The organism is Clostridium sp. 001, from assembly GCF_019056555.1.
GTDB classification, from domain to species: domain Bacteria; phylum Bacillota; class Clostridia; order Clostridiales; family Clostridiaceae; genus Clostridium_B; species Clostridium_B ragsdalei.
Window position 1 is genome coordinate 768,566 of sequence record NZ_CP020473.1, and the last position, 26,741, is coordinate 795,306.

Sequence of the window (26,741 nt, forward strand, 5' to 3'; positions counted from 1 at the left end):
CTGAGTTTTTCTTTTAATTAATATTATTTTTCTCTATAATGTTATGCCCTTCTATCCAATCTACAAATTGTCTTGCAGTTCTTGCAGAACGTCCATTATACCAAAGTTCCCACTTAAGAGCCTCTCTATGTAAAGTATCTTTGTCTATATTTAATTTTCTTCTTTCAGCTATTCCATCTACAATCTGCAAATACTTATTTTTATCTGGAGATACAAATACTACATTTATTCCAAATCTATCTGCCAGTGAAAGTTTTTCTTGCACACTATCTCCTTCATGTACTTCCCCTTCTGATCCGGAATAGGAAGACATCATTCTCTCATTAAAATATTCTTTTACAAGATGTCTCCTATTTGATGTAGCATATATTATAATATTAGAGGATTTATTTTCAAGTCCTCCTTCAAGTATAGACTTAAGTGCAGTATAACTTTCTTCATCATCCCCAAATACAAGGTCATCTATAAATATAATAAATTTTTCAGGCCTGTTTTTTAATTTTCTTATTATATTGGGAAAATCAACAAGATAAGATTTTGGAAGTTCAATCATACGAAGTCCTTGAGTATAATATTTATTGAGTATGGCTTTTACCGTGGATGATTTACCTGTACCCCTATCTCCATGAAGAAGTACATTGTTTGCAAAAAATCCATTTAAAAACTGCAGTGTATTTTCTATTACTATTTGGTGCTCTCTCTCATATCCAATAAGATCTGAAAGCTCAATAGGATCTGGATTTTCAATTCCCTTAAAGCAGCCTTTGCCCTCAATATGTTCCCATATAAAAGCCCTGTAGCGAGCAAAAATTCCACAACCATAGTGATTATGAAAATCTTGAATATCATCTACACATTCATCCCAGCTACCGCTATTATAAATTTTTTGTTTTATGTCTCTTACATACCCTGGACTATTTATTCCTTGAAAATCAAGTTCTGTTTTCCACTCCGGTAATCTCTCTACTACATGTTTTAATTTACTGTCAGAAATATACTTTAACACACTTTTCTTTACATCTGTGGAAGTTAATTTAGCAATACAACAAAGATTTCTTAAATCGTTTTTAGCAGCTTCCTTAATTACATCATTTTTCTTTTTTAATTCTTTGTTTTCAGCTTTCATGGAAAATGGATTTTCATTGAAAATCACTTTATCCATGATATATTCCTGTAGAGAACAATATCCACTGTTTACTAATTTAAAAAAGAAATCATTGTACATGTTTGCAGTGTAACCTATATTGATTTTCTCCATATCAATATAGCTTATAAGATTTCTCAAATTTTTTATTACTTCATCTTCAAGTAAATTTCTATAAATAGATACTGAATCAAAAGCTAGTTTTACATATCTTATTTCAAAAATATTTTTTGAATTTGTGCTTTTCATAAAAAGCACCCCCCTATGTGTCTTTTTTAGTATATATTTCATTTTAACACACAAGGATATGATTTTAAATCATATTGTAAATTCTATGTTATACTATACATGAACTTAAAACTATAGCATATTAGGGGGATAATTATGGATATAACAAATTTAAAACTAGAAGACTTAAAAGAAAATTTGAGAAATATTAAAAGTGGAGTAATTGCTTTTTCGGGTGGAGTAGACAGTACTTTTTTGCTAAAAATTGCCCATGATATCCTTGAAGATAAAGTAATAGCAGTTACCGCTGCTTCATCTACTTATCCTAAAAGGGAATTAGACGAAGCTAAAAAATATGCTAAATCAATAGGGGTAAGACACCTGATTATAGAATCAGAAGAACTCGACATTAAAGGCTATAAAGAAAATCCTGTAGACAGATGTTATTATTGCAAAAAAGAATTATTTTCAAAACTAAAAGAAATTGCAAAAGAAAATAATGTAGCTTATGTTTTAGATGGAGCAAATTTAGATGATACTGGAGATTTTAGACCTGGCATGAAAGCAGCTAAAGAACTAGGCATATTAAGTCCTTTAAAAGAAGCTGAGCTTACCAAAGAAGATATTAGAAATCTTTCAAAAAGAATAGGATTTCCAACCTGGAACAAGCCTTCTTTTGCATGCCTAGCTTCCAGATTTCCTTACGGAAATGAGATCAACAGTCAAAAACTAAAAATGGTAGAAGATGCAGAGCAATTTCTTATGGATTTAGGTTTTAAACAAGTTAGGGTAAGACATCACAACGAAATTGCTCGAATTGAAGTTGATCCAGAAGAAAGATCTAAGTTTTTTAATGTAGATATAATGGATAAGGTTGGACAAAAATTAAAAGAAATAGGTTTTACATATGTAACCTTAGATCTATTAGGCTATAAAACTGGCAGCATGAATGCTGTACTAAAGGATGCTAAATAAGATTTTCTAATCAAAAAAATCAATTTATACTCCGGATATTTTTTACAACATTTAGCTCAGTTAAATATTGTGATAAGCCTAAGTAAAAAATTCTAAAAAATCTAAGAACTTTTGAAAACTCGTACCTCAAACAATTCAAAAGTTCTAAGTTTTTACGAATTTTTTACTAAGCCTTATTTACAAAATATTTAAATGAGCTTCATTATTGTAAAAATATACCTGCGTATAAGTTGATTTTTAAGTTAGAAAACATACAATAAAGTATCTCTGTTATACGTTTATTTTTAAGAATACCACTGTATGAGATTTTCAAAATACCGAACTTTAGACTTGTCAAAAGTTTTTATGGTGCTAAAATTTGTCATTACATTACCTGTATAAGTTAACTTTCAAGCTAGAAACTCTATTTTTTAAAATTCTATCTTGATATTATACTCTTTAAGCCATGTATTTACCTGAATAAGATATGCAAGAAGCTGTGGTCCTCTCATAAGTTGGCCAAACCAAGGTGCTTTAAAAGAAGATCCTCCTGTATCTATTAATGTCTTAACTGATTTTTTATCTATAAGCGGCAAAATAGGAGAACTCTTGTCTTTCATAATATCTGACATCCGTTTTGTAACTATTTTTGTATATTCAGGGTTATGAGTTTTTGGGTAAGGGCTCTTTTTCCTTTCAACAATTTCCTTTGGCAGTATTCCTTCTAGTGCCTTTCTCAGTAAGCCCTTTTCTCTTCCTTTATAAAATTTTATCTCTGGTGGTATATTAAAAGCATACTCTACCAATCTATAATCTGCAAAAGGTACTCTAACCTCCAAACTATTAGACATACTCATACGATCTTTTCTATTTAAAAGTGTTATCATAAACCATTTTATATTTAAATAAAATAATTCTCTCATTCTGTATTCTAATTTGGATTCACCATCTATGTGAGGCACCTGTTTTATACTACTTTTATATTGTTCATTTAGATATTCCTCCAAATCAAGTGCCTTTAATTCATCAGACAATATTTCCTTTCTTGAATTAATAGATTTTGACCATGGAAAAGTATCTGCATTAATGTCTTCAGGTCTTCTATACCACGGATATCCTCCAAAAATTTCATCTGCACATTCTCCTGACAGTGCAACTGTATTGTCTTTCCTTATTTCCTTACAAAAAAGGTACAGCGAGGAATCAATGTCTGCCATTCCAGGCAAATCACTAGCTCTTACAGAGTCATAAAGGGCATCTGCTAAATCAGAACTTGTATTTATAATCCCATGATGAACACTTTTTATATAATCCGACATTTTTAGTGCCCAAACTCTATCTGGTGTAGGTTCAAAGGAATTTGCTTTAAAATATTTGTCATTATCTTCATAGTCAATTGAGTAGGTATTTAAAGTCTTTCCTTGTTTTTTAAACTCTGCTGCAGCTACTGTAGATATAACACTAGAATCAAGTCCTCCTGAAAGCAGTGTACAAACGGGTACATCTGCTACAAGCTGTCTCTTAATGGCATCTACAAGCAGTGTTTTTACATGCTGAGCCGTTGTTTCTGTATCTTCATTGTGAATTTTACACTGTGGTTTCCAGTATTCTCGTAGCTTAATACCATATCTATCATATAGAACATAATTAGCAGGTGGTACTTCATATATACCTTTAAATACACCTCCACCCAAAGATCTAGCAGGTCCAAGGGCAAATATTTCAGTCAGGCCATCCCTATCAACTACAGGTTCAATAAAGGGATGGGCCAGTAATGTTTTTATTTCTGAACCAAATATAAGTGAATTATCTTTTACTGTATAAAATAGTGGTTTTACTCCTAATGGATCTCTTGCCATAAATATCTGATTTTTACTTTCATCCCATATTGCAAAAGCATATATTCCATTTATATGTTTCAAACAATTTATTCCCCAATGGATGTAACTGGTTAGAAGTACCTCTGTATCAGAATAGGATTTGAAAGAATAATTTTCTTTTACAAGTAACTTTCTTAAATCCTCAGTATTATAAAGTTCTCCATTGTATACAATAATATATCTCCTGCCACCTACACTTTTTGACATAGGCTGTGCACCACCAGAAGGATCCACAACTACAAGTCTTCTGTGTCCTAAGAGTGCATTTTTAGAAAAGTAATAGCCTGCATCATCAGGTCCTCTTTTCTTTAAAGTATCTGTCATATTTAAAATAACATCTCTGTTTTGGGAAATGTCCTCTTTTAAATTAATCCATCCTGCAATTCCACACATAAGAAGCCGCCTCCGAATAAATATTATTAATGTACATATAATTTAATCTATGATTTAAAAAATGTATATGTGAATGAATTTTTCTATTTATTCAAGGCAGCAGTTTTCAATTACTCTAATTTAATGTTTCAAAAGTGTATCCTTTTGACTTTAAATACTGTATTACTTCAGGAAGAGCTTGTACTGTTGTTCCCTTTGCAGCAGCATCATGCATCAAAACTACTACAGTATTATCATTACTGTATTTTCTAAGCTCATTTAATAAAACATCCACAGGAACATTATTTCTCATAGCATCTCCAATCCAATCATTCCAATCCACATAATGATATCCTGCTTTTGTAACTGCATCTTTAAAAGGATTCAAGTTTAAATGACGAGTGTTAAAAGAACCTCCTGGAAACCTCATAAGTTTTAAATTGTAGTCTTTTCCAACTATGGATTTAATTACTGTATCACATCTATTTATGTCATCTACAAATACTGATGGATCTTCTCTGTATCTAAGTTCATGGCTGTAAGTATGATTTCCAACTACATGTCCTTCTTTTACTTCTTCTTTTACCAAGTCCTTATTTCTTTCTGCATTTTGTCCGATTAAAAAGAAGGTTGCCTTTATATTATTTTGTTTCAATATTGAAAGTATTTTAAGAGTATTTGGAGAAGGGCCATCATCAAAAGTTAAATAAGCTACTTTCTTTCCATCCGTTCTCTTGGTTTTCCATGGCATATACGCTCCTGCAGGCTGTTTTGTTGTAAATCTTTGTTTTAGTTCATCCTGCTGCTTTTCTTCAGCGCTTTTCTGATGTTCTACTTTATTAGAAGTAGTTACTACTGCATGTTTTTTGTATGCAACTTTAGTTCCTATAAAGAATGCCCAACCAAAAGCACATAATAAAATTACTCCTATAATTACATTATTTCTTCTTTTAATGATTCTATTTTTTTTAATTTTGTCCTCATATTTATTCATCAGTTCCATCTCCCTAATAAGATTCTAATGTCATACGTCATTTGAAAGAAAATAACAAGTCAAATAGGCTAGCATACTGACTAGATATTTCTTTGAAAATGCCTAAGTAAAATTAAAAAATAGCATTTCGATACCTTCCTTTAATTTAACTTCATTAATTTCCCTATTTATAGTATAATAAATCATCCTATTTTACTATACATTATGACAAAATGTAATCATTTTGTAATTTGTTTTAACTCTTTAATGATATATTCTAAAAAATCTGAAATTATTCATTGGCATAAAAAAACTATAGAGAAGTTATAGTACTATAACTTCTCTATAGTTTTTTAGATTATTTTTTTATTTTAAAAGAACTCTTAAGGGATACTATTCTATTAAATACTAGCTTACCTTCTTGAAAAAACCTAGGATCAACATTGAAATATCCATGTCTGAAAAATTGAAATTTTTGGCCTGATTTTGCATTTTTCATATCAGGCTCCAAAAATCCATTTAATATTTCCAAGGAATTTGGATTTACATTATCTAAAAATGAATCACTGCCTTCTTCTTCCTTTTCATCTAAAATTAAAGGTTCATAAAGTCTTATTTCTGCTGGAATTGCAGTACTTGCATTTACCCAATGAAGTGTACCTCTAACTTTTCTTCCGTCAGGACTATTTCCTCCCTTTGATGCAGGATCATAGCTGCAGTGAAGCTCTTTTATGTTCCCTTCTTCATCCTTTATGACTTCTTCACATTTTATAAAATAAGCACCTTTTAATCTAACTTCATTTCCCGGAAATAATCTATAATATTTTTTAGGTGGATTTTCCATAAAGTCTTCTTGTTCAATATATATTTCCTTTGAAAAAGGTACTTTTCTAGTTCCTGCTGTAGGATCATCTGGATTATTTTCAATTTCAAAAGTATCACATTGTCCTTCAGGATAATTTGTTATTACGACTTTTAGCGGTCTTAGAACAGCCATAGTTCTAGGTGCTTTTGTTTCCAGATCATCTCTTAAAAAGTAATCTAGCATTTGAGAATCTACTACACTACTTGCTTTTGCCACGCCTATAGCTTTACAAAATTTGCAGACAGATTCTGGTGTAAATCCTCTTCTTCTAAGTCCTGCAATAGTTGGCATACGTGGATCATCCCATCCATCTACAAAATTCTCATCTACTAATTTTTTAAGTTTTCTTTTACTCATTACCATATTTGTAATGTTAAGCCTAGCAAATTCTATCTGCTTTGGCACATTTTCCATTTCACATTCACGCACTACCCAATCATAAAGAGGTCTGTGATCCTCAAACTCAAGTGTACATATGGAGTGAGTTACTCCCTCAATGGCATCTTCTAGCGGATGTGCAAAATCGTACATAGGATATATGCACCATTTATCTCCAGTATTGTGATGTGGGGCATGTGCTATACGATATATAATTGGATCTCTCATATTTATGTTAGGAGAAGTCACATCAATTTTAGCTCTTAAAACTTTTTCTCCATCTTTAAATTCTCCATTTTTCATTCTTTCAAATAATTCAAGATTTTCTTCTACAGTTCTATTTCTATAAGGACTTTCCTTGCCAGGTTTAGTTAAAGTGCCCCTATATTCTCTTATTTCATCTGGAGTCAAATCGCACACAAAAGCTTTACCTTTTTTTATTAAAAGTAATGCTCTTTTATACATTTCATCAAAATAACTGGAGGCAAAGTGCAATTCATCCCAATCATATCCAAGCCATTTTACATCTTCTTTTATTGACTCTACATATTCTGTATCCTCTTTTGAAGGATTAGTATCATCAAATCTTAAATTAGTTCTTCCACCAAATTCATCTGCCAATCCAAAATTTAAAACTATTGACTTCGCATGGCCTATATGTAAATATCCATTAGGTTCTGGAGGAAACCTTGTTATTATTTTTTTATACTTTCCTGACTTCATGTCTTCTTCTACTATGTTTTTAATAAAATTTGATGAACTCTTGCTTTCTTCCATAAGTTAACCATCCTTTTCTAAAACTTATTTATCTGATGGATACCTACTGTAACACTCCCACTTTTATCAAAATGGGAGATAACAGTAGCTACGCCCCTAGATAATTCATCTAAACTTAGTGGGAGAAACAATCTCCCACTAAGTAAGATTCATTGATATGTACATCAGAGTGGTAATCGTTACCTGACCAAATCATGATTTGGATTCTCTGATTGAAAGAAAAGGCATTTTTTATAAGTAAATGCCTTTTCTAAATATCTATACAAATTGCTTGTTTTTAATATAAATTCTAAAGGCTATCTCTTCTACAAGTGAAAAAATACTAGATGTTATAAAATACAATCCAAGTGCTATTGGAGCTTTAATTGTTATTAAAAGTCCAATTGCTCCAGGAAGTATTGCTGACATCTTATTGTACTGCACTTCCTTATAGACTTTAAAATAATCTATAGAATTTACTAGGCCAGGCAGCATTGAAATGATCGAATACACTATAGGAACTATAAAATAACTATCGCTTAATTTTATTGAAGCTACCCAAGGTATAAGCACTGTACCTGAAATTACAGGCATGTTTATAATGGTTTTATAAAGCCCACCTATTATAGGAAACTGAATAATTGTAAGTAAACATCCCATCATGCTTTTTAAATTATCCTTATAACAGTTTTGTATTTCCTTTTCCATCTTAAGCTTATCATTTTTATACTTAATTTTTATGTCTTCCATCTTTTTAGCAACTTTCTGCTGCTTTAAAATGCTAAACCTTTGTTTCATAGACATAGGCATCAAAAGTACCTTTACAATTAAAGTGAGAACAACAACTGCAATACCCCAATCTCCTGTAAAATTAAATACGTGATTGAGCAAAGCACCCAGCAAATTAAAAATAATGTTCATATAATATCTCCTATCTATAAATTATTATATTTTAAAACATTATTTTTAAATAAGGCTGTGTAAAATATATCCACACTTTATATTTTTCGTAACTCACATACTGTTTTATATATAATTTTTTTGGATAACCTAATGCCCTTAAAACTATACATTCTATTAAATTATATCTAATACTTTCTCTTAAGCTTTTATGTACCTGTAAAACACCAGAAAAAACTGCAGTTATACACATAAACAACAGAATAAAGTAGAAAATATTGAAAAAGTCCATGTTCATGATAAACATTCCTTTAAAATAAATTATATATCAAATACTTTTATTTGATATTACCATATAATGATTTTATATTCAACACAAACCCTTTATTTATGCTAATATAACCATAATATCACAAAAATATTATTTAAAAATAAAAATTTTTATTGTACCTTACCTTACGTCATGTGTTACAATAATTTAGGCAGAGGTGATAAATAATGAGTTCCCATAAATCAGAACTAGTAAGTATCGGCAAATTTGCCCAAAAATCAGGTGTTACCTTGAGGACTTTAAGGTACTATGACAAAATAGGCCTTTTAAAGCCCTGTGCCTATACTGAGTCTGGTCACCGATTATATAATGTTGAAGATTTTGGTAAGCTTCAAAAAATACTTACTCTTAAATTTATAGGTCTTTCACTTGAGGATATATCTAAAATAATGAACTATGATTTAAATCAAGGTGATTTAAAAAGATCTCTCCAAATACAAAAAAAGATAATGAAAGAAAAAATATACCACATTGAAGCTGTAATAAAATCCATAGATGAAGCTGTGCATATGCTTGACAATGACAAGGAACTCAATTGGAACAAGTTTATAAACATAATAAGCATAGTAAATACAGATCAAAAGTGGATGGAACAATATGAAAATGCCTCTAACTTAAAAGCCAGAATAAGAATTCATGAACTTTTCAGCACAAATAAGCGAGGATGGATGAAATGGTTTTTTAATCAATTAAATATTCCTTCCAAAGCTTCTATTTTGGAACTTGGATGTGGTAATGGGGAGCTATGGCAAAAAAACTTGGATAAAATTCCTGAAGGTTGGGACATTACTCTTACTGATTTTTCCCCCGGAATGCTTCAGGATACAAAAAATAATTTAGGTATTAATTCAAAAAGATTTACATTTAAAATAGCAGATGTACAAAATATACCTTATGAGGACAATAGTTTTGATGTAGTAATAGCAAATCATGTATTATACCATGTAGGTGATTTAGACAAATCCCTTTCAGAGATTTATCGTGTTTTAAAACCTAAAGGCTATTTTTATGCCTCAACTGTAGGTAAAAATCATATGAAGGAAATGAGAGAAATCGTTAAAAAATATAACTTTAAGAATATAACTACAGATAGTTTTAATATTACAGAAAGTTTTCAACTTGAAAATGGTCTGTTAAAACTCTCTAAGTGGTTTAATGATGTAAAAATGAAAAGATATAGTGATAACTTAAAGCTAACAGCTGCATCTCCTCTCATAGACTATATATTTTCTATGCCCGGCAATACAAAAACTACATTTGACAAAGATAAACTCGAATCTTTTGCAGAATACTTGCAGTCTGAAATAAACAAAAATGGGTATATTTATATAACAAAAGATACTGGTTTTTTTGAAAGTAGGAAATAGTTTTATACATCAACCTACAATCTAAAAATTTATATAATAAACAATGAAACGAAATGAAAGGATTGATTATAAATGAATAAGAAAATACCATTCTCACCACCAGATATAGGTGAAGCCGAAATAAACGCAGTTGTAGAAGTTTTAAAATCAGGATGGATTACTACAGGTCCAAAATGTGCTGAATTTGAAAAAAAGATTGCTGAATATTGTAATAGCGATAAAGCACTAGCTGTAAACAGTAATTCTGCTGGACTAGAACTTGTATTGAAGGAATTTGACATAAAAGCAGGAGATGAAGTCATAACTACTCCTTATACTTATACTGCAACAGCAAGTGCTGCTATACGTAGAGGAATAAAACCAAAGTTAGTAGATATAGAAAAAAATTCTTTCTTAATTGATTTAGAAAAATTGGCAGATGCTATAACACCTAAGACAAAAGCTATATATACAGTAGATGTTGCAGGAGTACCTATAGATTATGATGCTGTTCGCAAAATATTAAAGGATAAAAATCGCGAAGATATAATTTTTGTATCGGATTCTGCACATTCATTTGGTGCAAAATACAAAGGTAAAAGAGTTGGTTCTCAAGCTGATTTCCATGTTTTCTCCTTTCATGCAGTAAAAAACTTTACTACTGCTGAAGGTGGTGCAATAACATTTAACGAGAATGATAAATTTGGTAAAAAGGACTTATATAAGGATTTTAAGTTGGAATCCCTACATGGCCAATCAAAAGATGCTCTTTCCAAAATGCAGGCAGGCGCATGGAAATATGATATAGTTACAGATGGAGGTAAATGCAATTTAACTGATATATCTGCAGCTATAGGTTTGGCACAATTTCCAAGATATGAAGAAATGTTAAAAAAACGTAAAGCTATATTTGATTTATATACTAAATTTTTAATTGAAAAAGATTGGGCTATAATTCCATTTAAGAAAGATGCTATACGTGAAACTTCATACCACTTATATCTTCTTCGTATAAAAGACTTTAGTGAAGATCAAAGAAATGAAGTAATAAAATCCCTTGCGGCAAAAGATATAGCTACTAATGTCCACTATACTCCTTTGCCTATGTTTACACTTTACAAAAATTTAGGTTACGATATAAAGGATTATCCAAATGCATATAATCACTATGCAAATGAAATTTCTGTACCAGTTTATTCTCTTCTTAAATTAGAAGATGCCGAATATGTCGTTAAAGAATTAATTTCTGCTGTAGAAAAAGTAATGAAATAAATTGAAAGAGAGGACAAAAAATGAAAGTTAATTTTTTTACACCTACAAGAGAATACTTAGAAAAAAAAGAAGAATTTAATAAGGCTATATCAGCCGTACTTGAAAGTGGAAGTTTTATATTTGGACCTCAAGTATCACAACTTGAAGAAGAAATAAAAAAATATACAGGAGCCAAACATGCCATAGCTGTAGCTTCTGGAACAGATGCTCTTTTAGTTGCTTCCCATGCGCTTGGATTTAAAGATGGAGATGAAATTATAACTTCCCCTTTTACATTTTTAGCTTCAACTTCTTGTATAGCTAAATTAAATGCAAAACCAGTTTTTGTTGATGTAGATGAAGATACTTTTAATCTAGATGCAAATAAAATAGAAGAAAAAACAACTTCAAAAACTGCAAGTATATTACCAATACATCTTTTTTCACAGATGGCAGATATGGATAAAATAATGGATATAGCATCCAAGCATAATTTAAGCGTTTTAGAAGATGCTGCAGAAGCTTTTGGTATGCAGTGGGGAGGTTCCTCAAATGAATACAAACATTCTGGTACTATAGGAGATATTGGTATTTATTCATTTTTCCCAACAAAAACACTAGGTGGTTATGGCGACGGAGGCATGATAGTAACTAATAATGACAAGTTAGCTGAAACCGCTAAAATGCTTAGAGTACATGGTGCTTCTAAAAAATATCATTATGACTATATAGGATATAATTCAAGACTTGATTCTATTCAAGCTGCTGTACTTTTAGTTAAACTAAAGTATATAGACAATGCACTTAAACAAAGACAAAAGGTAGCTGATTGGTACAAAGAAAGACTTGCTGATTGTGACTATATAAAACTTCCTACAGTTAAAGGAAATCAAAAACCAGTATATTATGCATTCAATACATTAGTAGAAAAAAGAGATGAACTTGCTGCATACTTAAAGGAAAATGAAATTGGAACTAGTATTTATTATCCAATCCCTCTTCATCTTCAAAAATGCTTTGATTATTTAGGCTATAAAAAAGGCGATTTCCCTGTAGCTGAAAAACTTTCAACTAAAGTTTTAGCTCTTCCTATATACCCTGAAATAACTGAAGATGAAGTTAACTTTGTGTGCGAAACCATTAAAAAATTCTATACAAAGTGACATTATACAAAAAGCAGTATTTAGTTTTTACACTAAGTACTGCTTTACAAAATTAAACACATTTTCAAAGCATTATATATATTTTATCCGAGAGTGTAAGCTCTCTAGGATTCCAACACCTTTTAGGACATTTCATAATTTTATATGACATATGCAAATCATTTATGAATTTATAAAACTCATTATCAAGCCAGGGAGGAGTCCAACTCCCCGACCTACATATGTGAATGACATTTATGTTCTTATTTACTAAATGCTCCACCTTAGGATATTTTATAGAAAACGATTTATTTATTTCCTCAAATTCACTTTTTTCTTCATAAGTATAAGGACTGTAAACTATACTTGCCTTTTTTATAATACTGTTTTTTAAAAGTTTTCCAAGCCAATTGGCACAATTCAATTCAAAATCAAGTGACTTCATTCCACCATAACCCAAATCAGAATGTGCATCAAAATTTATAACTTCATCACAATTATTGTTTTGAGCTATGAAATAAGAAAACTTATGGGAGTCAGATACATATACCTTAGCTTTACTTTCTATGGAAAAACATTGTTTTATTTTACTCCAAAAGCCTTTCAGTTCATTGCCGGTTCTAACTGTTTTTTCAACGTTTTCTCCCATTTGCCTATTTTTAAAATATCTCCTATACCACAATATAATATTTGTTCTCTTATTCTCAATATAAGAGCCGCACCATTCCTCTCTTACAGGAATAAAATAATCCCAATCAATGCTGAGAAGATTTTTTTTCATAGCAACACACCTCACATATAACTATAATGTTACACCTCCAGCATGAATTTTTAAACCTTTCAAATACTAATTTTTAACATAAGATATCCACATGTTTCTTATATTTTTATAATATTCATCCTTGGTAATATTATAAAGCACATTCATTTCTTCAATGTGAATACAATGATAAAAGTCAGAACTACTAGGAGGTCCATTTTTTATAATGTGATATAAATCATAGGATGTGAAGTTCCCTATATCATAATAAGGCAGTATATATTTTAAGCTTAGAAGTCCTTTATTCCAGTATCTTTTAGCCATGTTAGAATAGTATATATTTTGAGGACAATGTACACTGCTCCAGTCATATAAACCTATCAATGTAAATATATACCCGTTTAATGTATAGGTAGACGTTTTTCCCACATATTGCTGAAAAAATATCTTATCGTCAAGGCTTTTATCTAAAGCACCTAGATTATCCATAACACCACCTTCTGAAACAGGCGTTAAAAGATATTTAAGCACTCTCTGCCCTGCATTTATATATTTTGAATTTTTAGTTAAATGATAGGCTCTAGTAAATACACTAAGTGCCTGCCCCTGGGACATACTTGAAGCCCATCCTTCATTTAAGCATTCATAATATCCAAATTTGAACTCATATCTTAGAGATCCATCTTTTTTTATACTCTTTATTAAAAAATCCGCTGTATTTAAAAATTTATCTTTATTAGCTCCAGTATCCATATACCCATCATATAAATAAAGTGCATATTGGCATATAGTAACTGCATTATAATAAAATTTGCCATTGTATTTTACCATGGGTATGCCGTTTTTATCATATTTAAAACTAGGAGACTCAATATAAGCCCAATCTGGTTGATAATTAAAGTACTTTTTTACAGGATTATATTCCCCATATAATGTGTAATTACACTTGTTGCTTTTATAATAATCCACACCATTTTTGCCAATATTCATATACTCCGGCAGGAAAGAATATTTATCCAAAACAGGCACTTTTCTTTCTGCCAGCAGCTTACATATTTTTGCTTCGTTTATAATACTTTTAGGCATATTCTTATTTTTTAAAACTATATTATATCCTTCTATAGCTTTTAAATACTTTTTTTGATTTTGCAATCTTCTGCTATTTTTTAGTATGTTTTTGGCTTCATTTTCAGATACTTCACCCACTTTTAAAAGCCTTTGCTGCTCCAGTAAACACAATTATGTTAATAACCAAAATTATAACTGTACATATTATCTTTGTAATTATATTTTTCTTAAATTTCATATTTTCTCCTTTTATGACTTTCAAATAATATTAACCTATTATAACTTTTAATATTATTTTCTAATACATAAAAATATATTCTAAACTTCAATCATGGCTTTCCCGTTTTATAGATAAAAAATCAATAATATGGAATTACCTTATTTCTACCTGTATGCTTTGCTTCATATAGAGCGATATCTGCACTTTCTACAATTTGTTTAACATTATTTACAATATCAGGATAAGTTGTAACCCCAATAGATACAGAAATATTAATTTTTTTACCCGTGGATAGTATAAACTCATGCTGTTCTATTGCTTTTCTTATTCGTTCACCAATTTCTATAGCTTGTCTATTAGGACAGTCTATTAATAATATTGAAAACTCTTCTCCACCGTTTCTTGAAATTATATCAAAAGACCTGCATACTGTTTTGAGCACTAAAGCAATTTGTTTTAGCACTTCATCACCCGAAGGATGCCCATATGTATCATTAACTTTTTTAAACCAATCAATATCTATCATAATAAGTGAAAGCCTTTCTTTTCTTTCAACTGCCCTTTTAGATAAATCATTAAATAAGTTGTTGAAATTTCTAACATTATTAAGCCCAGTTAAAAAGTCTCTGCAGGAATCTTCCTTAAACTTCATAAACAACAAACTTGATTGATTTATATACTCGCAAAGATAATATATTATAAATCCAAATATAATTGTTAAAATTGAATATATAATGAATGCTTTGTAAATTGTATTATTGATTTTTGCAGTTGACGATACTATATTCATAAAAAGAAAATGCAAAATCAAGCTGCTGATAATCATGCATAGCCATTTTTTTGTTTTCTGTACACTACATTTAGAAATAATCCCACAGCTAATACTTATACTTAATATTGTAATTGACATAAGTAATGTTTGATAACTTATTAGCCAAAATACTATTGAAAAGAAAGAAATTACTACCCCTGTAATAAATGAAGATAAAAAGCCGCCGTTTATTGCTGAAATAAGTATAGCAAAATTTTGAAAATCTACCGGTATGTAACCTTTATCTTCCATAATAAAAGGTATCAAAAATCCGCCTAAAACCCCTGAAGTAATTCCATATAACACTCTTATCCTTACAGGAGACGATGGGTTTAATAAATGTTCCTTATTTTTAAAAAATTGACTCCATATAAAAAGAAATGAAATGAAAAGAAATACACTATTAAGTAAATGTCTTGTAATAAATAAATATTTATTTATAGGACAACACCTCAAAACTTGGAAATTTCACTCTAGTTAGTAAAAAACATTATATTATAAGAGTATTTTACACATTTTAATTTGTTTTTTATATACATTATTATTTAGGACGAAATAAATATTTTGTTCTAAAAATGATGATTTTATACTCATTTATTTTAATTTAATTTCATAAATTGAAAATAATTACATATTTTATTCCATTTTATTGAAAATAATAACATTACTTTGATATTTTTCTTATAATAATTGGATTTTACGCAATATTATGTTATAATTTATAATACAAAATATTTATAATGTACAATTATTTTGAAAAGAGGAGACTAAATGGAAAGAAAAAGTGACAGAAAAGTAAAATATCTTACCCAAGAAGAAGCAAAAAATCTTTTTAAAGCCATTATCAGTTTAGATAGTACACATGCGGTTAGAGATTTAGCAATTTTTAGAGTTGCTTATAGATGCGGCTTGAGAGCCTCAGAAATAGGTTTAATTAAATTGGAAGATTATAATGCTTCCAAAGGTGCAATTTACTGCAAAAGATTAAAGGGCAGTTACAATAATACTATAAGACTTGATACTAAAACTAAAAATGCATTAGATACGTATATACATGAAAGCAAATTATCATCTAATTCTGAATTTTTATTTAAAAGCTAAAGAGGGAAACCAATTTCCAGACAAACTCTTGATTATATGATGAAAAAATATTGTTCCTATGCTAATATTTATGATAAAAGTAAATATCATTTTCATTCTATAAAGCATACTACAGCAGTTCATTTAGCAGAATCTGACATGGACATAAAAGAATTACAATGGTGGCTTGGGCATAAATCTGTTACAAATACAGAAATATACTTTCAATTTACAACAAAACAGCAGGAAAAGATGTATTCCAAGCTTGAGGCAAAAAGTGAAATGGTTTAAAAATATATAATTGCTGCATTTTGTCGATATTTTAATTTTGAACTTACTTATTTAAGTTTTTATTAAATCTAACAGCATACGTTAAATATGGCTCTCCAAAATATTCTTCTTTATCTTTTTTATATCCATGTTTTTTATAAAATGAAATGGCTCTACTATTTCCCTTAAAAGCCCATATTACAATTTCTTTATAACCATATTTAAACGCCTGTTGCTCTGCAAAGTTAATTAATTGACTTCCAATTCCTCGATTTTGATAAGCCTCCGAAATATAAATACGCCAAACCTCAAAAGCCCCTATTTTATCATTGTCAACTGTATCTCCAATGGATAATAATGCTGCAATATGCCCATTACATTCATAAACATAGTTTGATAATCTACCAGATAAGAAATCTGCTTTCAATCTCTTTTCCCTATTAAAACAACCATTATCATTGAGCAATTGTTCATTTACATAACCATCATATACAGATCTACAATTATCATTGACAATTTTACAAACAATTTCTATATCTTCTTCTTGAAGCAAACGTATCATTTAATTAATTTCCTTTCTAAATTGGAATTTATTCTTATTATTTACATACACCAACCCATGTTCCAGAAGTTACTTTTGATAATTCTTCTGGGGTAATTTTTACATCAGAGTTACATGAGCTAGAATTTATAATTGTAATTCTGAAATTGGAATTACTGGTTTTGGATTTTCAGAATGCTCTCCGATAATTTTCTCCATCCAAATCATATCATACCAGTTTCTAAACTTGTATCCGCATTTTGTAAAATGTGCAACTTTCCTATATCCTAAATGATCATGAAAATATGTACTGGCATTGGTAAGATATGCATTCTCAGTAGATGTATAAGCTATACACGCATTCAGGTTAAGAATATTTTGTCTCTTTAATATTTCTTCCAAAGCTAAATACAATTTTTTGCCTACACCTTTACCTCGACAATCCTGATTTAGATATATAGTAGTTTCAACAGCCCAATCATATGCAATTCGCTCCTTAAATGACGAAACATATGCATAACCAATAATCTGATTGTTATCTATCGCTACTATGTATGGATATTTTTTTAATATATTATTAATTCTCTCAGTAAATTCTTCAACAGATGGAACATCATATTCAAAAGAGATTGCAGTATTCCTTACATAAGGTGCATATATAGCTAAAATTTCTTTTGCATCTGCTTTAGTTGCCATACGTATTGTAACGCTTGTCATTATTCTACCTTCTTTCACAAAATATAAATAATCTTTAATTGGCACTCTCTTAATTTTTCTGTGCAAGAGCAATTATGCTTCAAGGCTCAGGACATTACTCAATACATTTACTAAGTATTACACTCATTAGTCCTGGATATATTTCTTAATCCACTGTCTTAAAAATTGTAGTTGTTCTTCGGTGTGGAAATAATGTTCTCCCTGTTCCATAACTTGTAAGTTACAATTGAAGCGTTTTACAAACGAATCTACCACATCAAACTCACATAAGTTGTCTTCTGAACCATAAAGAATTGAAGTTGGCTTATTCCAAACAGTAATAGGATGTTCTTTTACATAGCAATAGTAGTCCCAATAGAGTGTTTGTCCAATAGGTGTCAAAATTTCTTTTTCTGATTTAAGTCTATTCTCACTTACATTAAACCATGTCATCATATTATTTATGATACGTTCCATATTTACTACAGGAGATAAAAATAAGCACTGTTTGAGTAGCTCATCTTTATATGCTAATAAAGTGAAATATGTCCCCATACTACAAGCAAATACACTTATATTACTTGATAATGACTGCGCATAATTCATAATAGTATTAAGATCTTTAATACAGTTCTGAACTTTACAAACATAGGCCTCATCCTTACGATCTCCATGTTCAGGTAAATCAAAACTAAGCACTTGATAACCTATTGCTATTGCCTCTTCTGCAAATATAGTAATGGCATCGTCTTCCTTATTTGACATATTACCATGTACCGCTACAAATAATTTATCGGATTTCTTACCCCACAAAATTGCAGGGATATTTTCTATTTTTAATTTACTCTTTATCATTGTATTCTCCTTCATATCTTTCTTTACACCTTTTATTATACATAAAATATAGTATAAAAATCATTTTTAATATATCTATTATAAGTCATAATCATATACCACAAATTATGTTATATGTAAGTTTTTATATTATTTTTTGTTCCAATGTATTGTTTTTATGGTATAATATAAAAAACAATACATAGCTTTTAGGAGGAAAAAGTGATGGTTGTGGATCCAATTAGAGATAAAAATAAGATAGACGCATTGCTCATGCATTTAAAAGATAAAAGTGAAAGAGACTGGCTGTTAGCAAAATTTCAATTAAACACGGGATTAAGGATTAGTGACGTGATTAAAGTTAGAGTTCAAGATCTAATGACTTCCTATCTTAGTTTCAAGGATGATCTTGTGATTCAAAAAAAGAAAATCAAATTAAATAACAGCCTTAAGAAAGCTCTAAATGCCTATATAGAGCATAATAATCTTGGACAAACTTTTTATATTTTTCAGAGCAGAAAAGGCTTAAATAAACCCATAAGTGTCACACAAGCTTATAGAATTCTAAAAGCTACAGCTGTAAGTCTTCATATAAAGAATTTTGGGACTCACAGCTTAAGGAAAACATGGGGATACTGGACTTATAAGGCGAGCAGGTACAATATTGGTCTTATTATGTATACATTTAATCATTCATCAAAAAAGATCACTCTTAGATACATTGGGATAACTCAGGAAAATAAAGATGAATTATATTCTTTAGTTCAATTTTAATTTATAGTACTTGTATAATATACTAAAAATTTTATGGGGATATAAGCGAACAAATTTTTTAGCAGTTAATAGGCCAAAATTTTAAAAAAATTTACTAGGAGGACTCTTATATGAAAATAAAAAATGCTTTAGAAAAAAACACTAAACAAGCTATTGTAAACAAAATCGTTAATTATCTTGATAAAAACCCAGGAGAAAATGTAGATAAGATATTTTCAGCTATTAAAATGCTGACAAAAGATAAATCTGCATTAGCTCAGATTGAGTTTGTTGAGAATTACTACAACAACGATAAATCCAAACATGAATTTATCCAGGATATTTTAAAAAATACAGATACTAAATCTTTAAAGAAGTTTTTTACTAATTTTTTTGCAAATGCAAATTGGTATGCTGGCCCTAAGAGACAAAAGTACATGGATGAAGAAAATACTAAAATACCATTTGTCATGCTTTTAAGTCCATCCATGAGGTGTCCACTTCACTGTAAAGGATGTTATGCTTCAAGCTACAGTAAAAAAGATGATATTCCCCCTGAAGAAGTTGATAGAATTATAGGAGAAGCAAGAGATCTTGGAATTTATTATATTATCATTTTAGGTGGCGAGCCTTTCTTCAATGATTATCTTTTGGATATATATGAAAAATACGACGATGTAATGTTTACACCATTTACTAGCGGACTTTTACTTAATGAAAAAATTGCAGATAGAATCAAGAAATGTGGTAATGTAATACCTATGCTTTCAATTGAGGGATTTGAAAATGATACTGATGCTCGTAGGGGAAAAGGAACGTACCAAAAAGTTTTAAAAGCTATGGACATGCTCCATGAAAGGGGTATATTATTCGGAGTATCTTCAGCAGTTACAAGAACTAATATAAACACCGTACTCAGTGATGAATTCACAGATATGTTGATTGAAAAAGGTTCTAAAATGAGCTGGTACTTTTTATTCATGCCTGTTAATGGCGAAGATGAAGATTTTAATATGATGCTTACAGCAGAACAGAGAGATCACCTTGGAAAAAGAGCTAGAGAAATAAGAGCTAATAAACCATATTTTACTTTAGATTTCTTTAATGATGCTCCATATGTAGGTGGGTGTATAGCAGGCAAATACTATTTTCATGTTAATTCAAAAGAGGATGTTGAACCTTGTATATTTTCTCACTTTTCAACAATTAACTTAAAGGGTAGACATTTAATTGATGCTTTTAGAGATCCTTTTTTCAAAAAACTAAGGTCAATACAACCTTATAATAAAAATATGTTAAGACCGTGTATGATGATAGATAACACAAATGTTATAATTAATGTATGTAAGGAGGTTGGAGCAAAGCCTGACGATTCTGGAGCAGAAAAAATGCTTCATGACGATGAATTTCATAAAAAAATAACAAAATCAGCAGAAGATTTTGTACCCTATGCAGAAAAAACATGGGATGAAGTTTTTAATAAAAAGGGTAATGATAATTTTGCTAAGGGATAAGACAATGCTAAGGAGCAGCCTGAGCGTTTATTGGTATTCTTTACAGAAATTAATAAACCTCAGTGATTTGGGGACAAAGTCCCCAGATTAAGCTCCTTCTACCACAACATCTCTTTCTCCACCGTGAATATCTCCACGATCCAGTCCTAAACATGATATCTCACACTTTCTGCAAGTTCTCCTACTGGGGTACATGAAAGTGTCCAATTTAACAGATTCATTTGCAAAATAATACTCAAAAATAAGAGAAAATATTAAGCCTGACCAGTAAATGTTAAGTATAAAAGTACTATATTCAGTAGTATTACTATTGTAGCTATTAAGACACCTAACAATCGTACAAATCCTTTATTAACTAAGATTCCCATCAAATCTTTACGTTTCGCTATAGTTAACATTTGGATTATTGGAAATGGCAAAATAAAACTAAGTGCTACCTGACTCAAAACAAGAGCATACATCGGATTGATTCCAAGTGAAATAATAATTAGAGCTGGTATCATTGTTATAAGTCTTCTTAAATTTATAGGTATACTTAAATTAACAAAACCTTTCATTATAGTTTGGCCTGCTAGAGTTCCCACAGCCGAAGATGATAAGCCTGACGCAAGTAATGCTATTCCAAACGCACCACTTGACAAAGAACCTATTAACGGTTGTAATGATTTATGAGCCTGTTCCATTGTGCCTACTATCATTCCATTTCTATAAAAAACTGCAGCAGATACTACTACCATCGCAGCATTAACAATAAAAGCTATATTCATAGCTATAACAATATCTATCTTTTCCATTTTTAAATGCTTAAGTTTTCCTTTATCTGATAAATCAATACTTCTATCTTGCACTAATTGTGAGTGTAAATATATTACATGAGGCATAACTGTTGCTCCAAGCATTCCTACAGCAATTAGTACAGCTTCTCCATTAGGTAACATAGGAATTATCGTATGAATACCTACTTGAGCCCAATCTGGTTTAGAAAGAAATATCTCTATTATATATGCAACAGAGATTACAGCAACAAGTGTTGATATTATAATTTCTATCATTTTTTGTCCATACTTTTCCATATAGCAAATTATAAATGTTATTAATCCTGTAAGAAGTCCTGCATATATCATAGGTATATGAAACAATAGGTATAATCCTAATGTTCCTCCAAGAAATTCTGCTAAATCTGTTGCCATGGCCCCTAATTCAGCAATAATCCAAAACACCCAATTTACAGATTTGGGAAATACCTTTGCACACATTTCAGGGAGATTATGTCCTGTAGCTATTCCTAATTTGGCAGACATAGTTTGTAAAAATATGGCCATTATGTTACTCCATAAAATCACCCAAATTAGGGTATAGTTAAATTTTGATCCTCCGCTGATATTAGTTGCAAAATTACCAGGATCAATATATGCTACACTTACAACAAAAGCAGGTCCTAAAAATTTTGTTAATTCCTTTATTTTACTTTGACCTATTACCTTTTTCCTTTTTATATCTTTTTTTATATAGATATCTCCTGATTGAGTTAAACTAACATCAATTGAACTTTTTTCACTCTGCATTAAAATACCACCCTTCTTATTAGATATGTTGATTACAAATAAAATAGTTATTAATAGTTAACCTTGTTAGCTAAGGCTAAATTTTTTTTCTAATATAAACTATGTAATAACAAAAAAAATGTTCCAATAAAGCAATTTTTTATTTAATCAAACATATACTTTATTAAAAGACTACAGCTGAAAGTAGGTGAAAATATGGCTAAAAATAATTTTTACACTTTTAATGAATATATGAAAAAAGAAGATAAACATCTTACTGCTTCTATGGAAGATTATCTTGAGATGATATATAGATTATCTTTAAATACAGGATTTACAAGAATTCATGAACTTTCACATGCACTTAATGTTCAGCCTCCTTCAGCTACAAAAATGGTACAAAAATTAGCAGAATTACAACTTTTAAAATATGAAAAGTATGGAATTTTAATACTTGAGAAGAAAGGAAAAGCTCTTGGAGCTGAATTATTGAATCGTCACAATATTATTGAAAATTTTTTAAGAATACTTGATGTTTCAGAATCTAATGTTTTGGAAGAAACTGAAAAAATTGAGCATACAGTAAGTAAGCAAACAACAAAATGTTTTCAAGATTTTTTAAGATTTATTAAGGACAACCCTGAAGTAATTAAGAGTTTTAAAGCTTATAAAAGTACTTTTAAATAATAAAATTTCATATTTTGTTTACTAACTAAGACCACATGATGGATATTAATTCTACCATATGGTCTATTTTTACACATACAACTACTATACTCAGAAAATCCTAATGACATAAGTTTTATTTAAGTATTTCAACATCTTCATAAATGGTTTTCTTCTCATTGGGTGAAATAACTTTATCTGTAATATACGCTATTAAAATAATCACAGGTATATCAATTGCATATCGGGTAATCATAAATTTCCATCCCATTACTGATGCTTCAAATAATGATATAGGTATTTTTGTAGCAGACCATGCTCCTATAAAAATTAGCACGTTGAAAAATGCACTTTCCTTTTTCATCAAAACTGCAGCAAAAGGGAAAGAAACATATACCGGTCCAGCAGCAAATGAACCTAATAAAAAGGCAATAATCATACCTTTTAACCCTGAACCTTTTCCCATAAGTTTTATCATTGTTTCCTTTTGTACCCAAGCATCCAAAAGCCCCATCAGAATAAAGATCGGGGGCATAATAGCAAGCAGTTCCTTTAAATTATCTGCCGTTCCTTCCAACGAATTTATTCCCAATGAAGGTTTTACTAACAATAAAATTAAATTTATTATTAAAATAATACCAAAAGTTCTATATCTTTTTAATATTCTTTTCATCATATTAACACTCCCATCACAAAAGCAATTGCAAAAGAAAACACAAGGGCAAGTGAATTTCTAACATATGTGGCTTTCTTACCCCAATATTTTGATTCAATAGGGATTGTAATAATTCCAACCATGACTGACGTTGATATAAGCATTGTTATTTGAGCCATGCCAGCCCCATTTTTTAACAAAGTAGCTGCTAATGGAAATGTGACAAAACCAGGTATTACAGTACAAGATCCAATAAGTGCAGCTAACGCTAAACCTAATATACCAGATTGATGACCCATTATTTTTGAAATGACCTGCGGGCTTAAAATAGCAAGCATAATTCCTATAATAAACAATATGGAAAGGAATAACGGCAAGATATTTTCAAAAGACTTCCAAGCTTTTTTTAGAGCCAGTAAAGTTTTTTCGTGGCTTTTAATTAATGATATAAATAATAGAACAAGCATTAAAAAGTATAATCCCATAGTAAACATAAAATTCTTTTACCTCCTCATATAATTAGTTGTGTAAAATTAAGCACCATAGTGTAATAAATATAATAGTGTATTTAACACTATTAGCATACATCTATTTTTTGATAGTGTCAATAACACTAATATATTATTTGCAATAAGGTGTATAAAGTAATATAATGTTATTATACTATAAATAAAAAGGAGATATTCTATGGCTGGTAAAAGAAAACAATCTCGTCATCTTCCTGCATTTATTTTATTGACACTAGCTGAAGGTTCTGCATATGGTGGTGCAATATATACTTCACTTATAGAAAATATACCTGATTTTCAGTGTGATCAAGGAGCTATATACCGTACTCTTAAGCAGCTTGAAGATGATGGTGCAGTAATATTTTCGTGGGATACAACTAATTCAGGACCTGCAAAAAAAATCTATACTATTACTGACACCGGATTAAATCAACTTGATGATTGGAAAAATGATATAGAAAAAAGAATCCTATATTTAAAATATTTTTTAGATAGATATAAGAATTTAAATAGTTAAACTATGAAACTCAATGCCATGTTTTCATACATGAAGTTAGACATAAAGCCAATAGTAGGATTAGATCGTTAACATGGATGATATACTTTGAATACTAATTTATTATCTTGCTTATAAGCTTTTATAAATCCACCATGAAGTTTTACTATGTTTTTGACAATAGATAAGCCTAAGCCACTGCCTTCTTTTTGTCTAGATGAGTCTTTTTTATATAATCTTTCAAAAAAGTTTTCCAGATCATCATTTGAGATTGGATCATTAGGAATGTTTGACACTGAAATCACTGCATAAGGCGTATTATTAAAAATTTCTTTACTAATATTAAACTCCACAACTGTATTTTCTTTGGAATATTTAAATGCATTACTTAAGAGATTATTCACAGCCCTTAAAAATAAATTAGGATCTGATTCAATATAAATAGATTCCTGGGGCAGATTAATTGAAAGCTTTAATCCCTTTTGTGTGAATTCGTCTTCCTCTTCTTCAGCTATCTGTCTTGCAAGTTCATTTAACTCAAGTTTCTGCTTTTCAAGTATGATATCATTTGAAGAGAGCTTTGAGTATTCAAAAAAATCATCAAGCATGTTTTTCAAATAAATACCTTTCTTATTCATTATGTCAACGTAATTATCAAGTTCATCTTTTGATTCATACTTGTTATTTTTAATCATATTTATATATCCAAGGATAGTAGTTAACGGAGTTCTCAAGTCATGAGATATATTGGTCATGAATTCGTTTCTGTTTTTTTCTTCTTTCTCAATTTTTGAAGCCATGTAGTTTATGTCTTCGGCAAGTTCACCTAATTCATTTTTGTATTTTAATGGAACACGATTGGATAATCTGCCTTCTGCAATATTTCTAACTGTTGATTTTATTTTAGATATATAGGAAATACGCTTCCATATGAGCAAGAAAAAAATAATTGCAAAAGTTACAATCCATAGTATGCCTATATTGTTTTCATTGTCTAATTTTCCATAACCTATATATATATATAATATAAATAGTATCCATCTTTTAAGTAATCACACCTGGTTGTTTTAAATAAACTATCTCTACTAGTATCTAAAAATTTAAATGTATTTTTACCGTCTACAATTTCATGAATATCTACATTTTTAATTTCTCTATTATTTGCAGCTATTACTGTTCCATCTTTTTTTACCACAAAAATATAACATGACATATTAAATTCTCTATCCATATATTTCTGTAGTTTGCTGGAGTTATTAATATCCATTTTTTTTAAATTATCTTCAATCCTAGAAACTATACGTTTATTTATATAGGTAGGAGTGTCTTTATAATTGTTCAAAAATGAGCCCAAAATATATTCCTTTAAAAAAACTACAAGCATAAATGATATAAGTCCAGAAACAATTGCACAAAAAACTAATTCACTTCTAAGCTTAAATATTCTTTTTAATTTTAAAGTTACGGAAAATAGTATTATAACAATAATAAGTTCAAATATCGTTCTCAATTTTATAACCAACTCCCCAGATAGTTTTTATATATTTGCCCTTCTTAATGCTGTCACCTAGCTTGTTCCTCAGATTTTTAACATGCATGGTTACAGTATTATCATTTTCCATAAATGTATCTTTCCAAAGCATTTCATAAAGCATTTTGGTTGAGTACACCCTGCCTTTATTTGATGCCAGTGTGTATAAAATTTCATTTACAAGCATTTCTCTTATATCTTTGTCATCATCTATTATCAATATATTTTCTTTCATAACCATCACCCAATTCAAAATTATATCACTTTTTATTT

The 26,741-nt window shown here is 29.8% G+C and carries 25 protein-coding genes and 1 pseudogene; 9 read left to right on the plus strand and 17 right to left on the minus strand.

Annotated elements, in window-relative coordinates:
* Positions 1-13: 13 nt before the first annotated feature.
* Entirely contained in the window at positions 14-1,393 is a 1,380-nt protein-coding gene (locus B5S50_RS03445) for an ATP-binding protein (RefSeq protein WP_217303110.1), read from the minus strand.
* A gap of 135 nt (positions 1,394-1,528) precedes the next feature.
* On the opposite strand from B5S50_RS03445, the gene larE reads away from it, so the two are divergent.
* Positions 1,529-2,347, plus strand: a complete 819-nt coding sequence (larE, locus tag B5S50_RS03450; RefSeq protein ID WP_217303111.1) for an ATP-dependent sacrificial sulfur transferase LarE — start codon at positions 1,529-1,531, stop codon at positions 2,345-2,347.
* Between the two features lie 410 nt (positions 2,348-2,757).
* On the opposite strand, the gene asnB is transcribed toward larE, so the two are convergent.
* The 4 genes from asnB to B5S50_RS03470 form a co-directional block, all read right to left on the minus strand.
* Positions 2,758-4,599, minus strand: a complete 1,842-nt coding sequence (gene asnB / locus B5S50_RS03455) for an asparagine synthase (glutamine-hydrolyzing) (protein ID WP_063601002.1) — start codon at positions 4,597-4,599, stop codon at positions 2,758-2,760.
* A gap of 115 nt (positions 4,600-4,714) precedes the next feature.
* Positions 4,715-5,572, minus strand: a complete 858-nt coding sequence (locus B5S50_RS03460; RefSeq protein ID WP_063601001.1) for a polysaccharide deacetylase family protein — start codon at positions 5,570-5,572, stop codon at positions 4,715-4,717.
* A 337-nt stretch (positions 5,573-5,909) separates the two neighbouring features.
* A complete protein-coding gene (locus B5S50_RS03465) occupies positions 5,910-7,571 on the minus strand; it encodes a glutamine--tRNA ligase/YqeY domain fusion protein (RefSeq protein WP_013239322.1) in 1,662 nt (553 codons plus the stop codon).
* 258 nt (positions 7,572-7,829) lie between these two features.
* Positions 7,830-8,471 carry a YidC/Oxa1 family membrane protein insertase gene (locus tag B5S50_RS03470; RefSeq protein ID WP_063601000.1) on the minus strand — a complete coding sequence of 214 codons (642 nt, stop codon included), beginning with the start codon at positions 8,469-8,471 and terminating at the stop codon, positions 7,830-7,832.
* Positions 8,472-8,948: 477 nt separating this feature from the next.
* On the opposite strand from B5S50_RS03470, the gene B5S50_RS03475 reads away from it, so the two are divergent.
* The 3 genes from B5S50_RS03475 to B5S50_RS03485 all read left to right on the plus strand — a co-directional run bounded on the left by B5S50_RS03475 (position 8,949) and on the right by B5S50_RS03485 (position 12,541).
* Entirely contained in the window at positions 8,949-10,148 is a 1,200-nt protein-coding gene (locus tag B5S50_RS03475; RefSeq protein WP_217303112.1) for a MerR family transcriptional regulator, read from the plus strand.
* A gap of 72 nt (positions 10,149-10,220) precedes the next feature.
* Positions 10,221-11,399, plus strand: a complete 1,179-nt coding sequence (locus B5S50_RS03480) for a DegT/DnrJ/EryC1/StrS aminotransferase family protein (RefSeq protein ID WP_217303113.1) — start codon at positions 10,221-10,223, stop codon at positions 11,397-11,399.
* A gap of 20 nt (positions 11,400-11,419) precedes the next feature.
* The gene (locus tag B5S50_RS03485; protein WP_217303114.1) at positions 11,420-12,541 is read left to right on the plus strand and encodes a DegT/DnrJ/EryC1/StrS aminotransferase family protein; all 1,122 of its coding nucleotides are present in this window, start codon (positions 11,420-11,422) and stop codon (positions 12,539-12,541) included.
* 64 nt (positions 12,542-12,605) lie between these two features.
* Here B5S50_RS03485 and B5S50_RS03490 read toward each other — a convergent pair whose 3' ends face one another.
* From B5S50_RS03490 to B5S50_RS03500, 3 genes are all read right to left on the minus strand, one after another.
* The gene (locus tag B5S50_RS03490) at positions 12,606-13,301 is read right to left on the minus strand and encodes an arginase (RefSeq protein WP_217303115.1); all 696 of its coding nucleotides are present in this window, start codon (positions 13,299-13,301) and stop codon (positions 12,606-12,608) included.
* A 66-nt stretch (positions 13,302-13,367) separates the two neighbouring features.
* On the minus strand, positions 13,368-14,486 hold the full coding sequence (locus B5S50_RS03495; RefSeq protein ID WP_217303116.1) for a D-glucuronyl C5-epimerase family protein: 1,119 nt from the start codon (positions 14,484-14,486) through the stop codon (positions 13,368-13,370).
* A 221-nt stretch (positions 14,487-14,707) separates the two neighbouring features.
* The gene (locus B5S50_RS03500) at positions 14,708-15,685 is read right to left on the minus strand and encodes a GGDEF domain-containing protein (protein WP_217303117.1); all 978 of its coding nucleotides are present in this window, start codon (positions 15,683-15,685) and stop codon (positions 14,708-14,710) included.
* A gap of 465 nt (positions 15,686-16,150) precedes the next feature.
* Between B5S50_RS03500 and B5S50_RS03505 the strand changes: the two are divergent.
* Positions 16,151-16,750, plus strand: a pseudogene (locus B5S50_RS03505) (tyrosine-type recombinase/integrase).
* Positions 16,751-16,793: 43 nt separating this feature from the next.
* Here the strand turns inward: B5S50_RS03505 and B5S50_RS03510 are convergent.
* From B5S50_RS03510 to B5S50_RS03520, 3 genes are all read right to left on the minus strand, one after another.
* Positions 16,794-17,291 (minus strand): GNAT family N-acetyltransferase, encoded by a 498-nt coding sequence (locus tag B5S50_RS03510; protein WP_217303118.1) that lies wholly within the window; start codon positions 17,289-17,291, stop codon positions 16,794-16,796.
* Positions 17,292-17,417: 126 nt separating this feature from the next.
* Entirely contained in the window at positions 17,418-17,987 is a 570-nt protein-coding gene (locus B5S50_RS03515; RefSeq protein WP_368041495.1) for an N-acetyltransferase family protein, read from the minus strand.
* A 126-nt stretch (positions 17,988-18,113) separates the two neighbouring features.
* Entirely contained in the window at positions 18,114-18,821 is a 708-nt protein-coding gene (locus B5S50_RS03520; RefSeq protein ID WP_217303119.1) for a carboxylesterase, read from the minus strand.
* A 204-nt stretch (positions 18,822-19,025) separates the two neighbouring features.
* Here B5S50_RS03520 and B5S50_RS03525 point away from each other — a divergent pair, with 204 nt between their 5' ends.
* Positions 19,026-19,574, plus strand: a complete 549-nt coding sequence (locus B5S50_RS03525) for a tyrosine-type recombinase/integrase (protein ID WP_217303120.1) — start codon at positions 19,026-19,028, stop codon at positions 19,572-19,574.
* A gap of 110 nt (positions 19,575-19,684) precedes the next feature.
* Complete coding sequence (locus B5S50_RS03530; protein ID WP_217303121.1) at positions 19,685-21,067, plus strand: radical SAM protein; 1,383 nt, start codon at positions 19,685-19,687, stop codon at positions 21,065-21,067.
* 254 nt (positions 21,068-21,321) lie between these two features.
* Here the strand turns inward: B5S50_RS03530 and B5S50_RS03535 are convergent, their stop codons facing one another.
* On the minus strand, positions 21,322-22,632 hold the full coding sequence (locus tag B5S50_RS03535; RefSeq protein ID WP_217303122.1) for an Nramp family divalent metal transporter: 1,311 nt from the start codon (positions 22,630-22,632) through the stop codon (positions 21,322-21,324).
* A 195-nt stretch (positions 22,633-22,827) separates the two neighbouring features.
* Between B5S50_RS03535 and mntR the strand changes: the two genes are divergently transcribed.
* Positions 22,828-23,298, plus strand: coding sequence for a transcriptional regulator MntR (gene mntR / locus B5S50_RS03540; RefSeq protein ID WP_217303123.1), 471 nt, complete (start codon positions 22,828-22,830; stop codon positions 23,296-23,298).
* A 115-nt stretch (positions 23,299-23,413) separates the two neighbouring features.
* Here mntR and B5S50_RS03545 read toward each other — a convergent pair whose 3' ends face one another.
* Positions 23,414-23,953, minus strand: a complete 540-nt coding sequence (locus B5S50_RS03545) for a permease (RefSeq protein WP_217303124.1) — start codon at positions 23,951-23,953, stop codon at positions 23,414-23,416.
* The gene (locus B5S50_RS03550; RefSeq protein WP_065077257.1) at positions 23,950-24,426 is read right to left on the minus strand and encodes a permease; all 477 of its coding nucleotides are present in this window, start codon (positions 24,424-24,426) and stop codon (positions 23,950-23,952) included. Before B5S50_RS03550 ends, B5S50_RS03545 begins: the two co-directional genes overlap by 4 nt.
* Positions 24,427-24,619: 193 nt before the next feature.
* Here B5S50_RS03550 and B5S50_RS03555 point away from each other — a divergent pair, with 193 nt between their 5' ends.
* Entirely contained in the window at positions 24,620-24,958 is a 339-nt protein-coding gene (locus B5S50_RS03555; RefSeq protein WP_065077258.1) for a PadR family transcriptional regulator, read from the plus strand.
* Positions 24,959-25,026: 68 nt separating this feature from the next.
* Here the strand turns inward: B5S50_RS03555 and B5S50_RS21460 are convergent, their stop codons facing one another.
* The 3 genes from B5S50_RS21460 to B5S50_RS03565 form a co-directional block, all read right to left on the minus strand.
* Positions 25,027-25,875: a HAMP domain-containing sensor histidine kinase gene (locus B5S50_RS21460; protein WP_254306693.1), complete on the minus strand. Its 849-nt coding sequence runs from the start codon at positions 25,873-25,875 to the stop codon at positions 25,027-25,029.
* 71 nt (positions 25,876-25,946) lie between these two features.
* Complete coding sequence (locus B5S50_RS21465; protein ID WP_254306695.1) at positions 25,947-26,447, minus strand: hypothetical protein; 501 nt, start codon at positions 26,445-26,447, stop codon at positions 25,947-25,949.
* Positions 26,431-26,703 carry a helix-turn-helix domain-containing protein gene (locus B5S50_RS03565; protein WP_254306696.1) on the minus strand — a complete coding sequence of 91 codons (273 nt, stop codon included), beginning with the start codon at positions 26,701-26,703 and terminating at the stop codon, positions 26,431-26,433. The genes B5S50_RS21465 and B5S50_RS03565 overlap by 17 nt, the downstream gene beginning before the upstream one ends.
* Positions 26,704-26,741 lie beyond the last annotated feature (38 nt).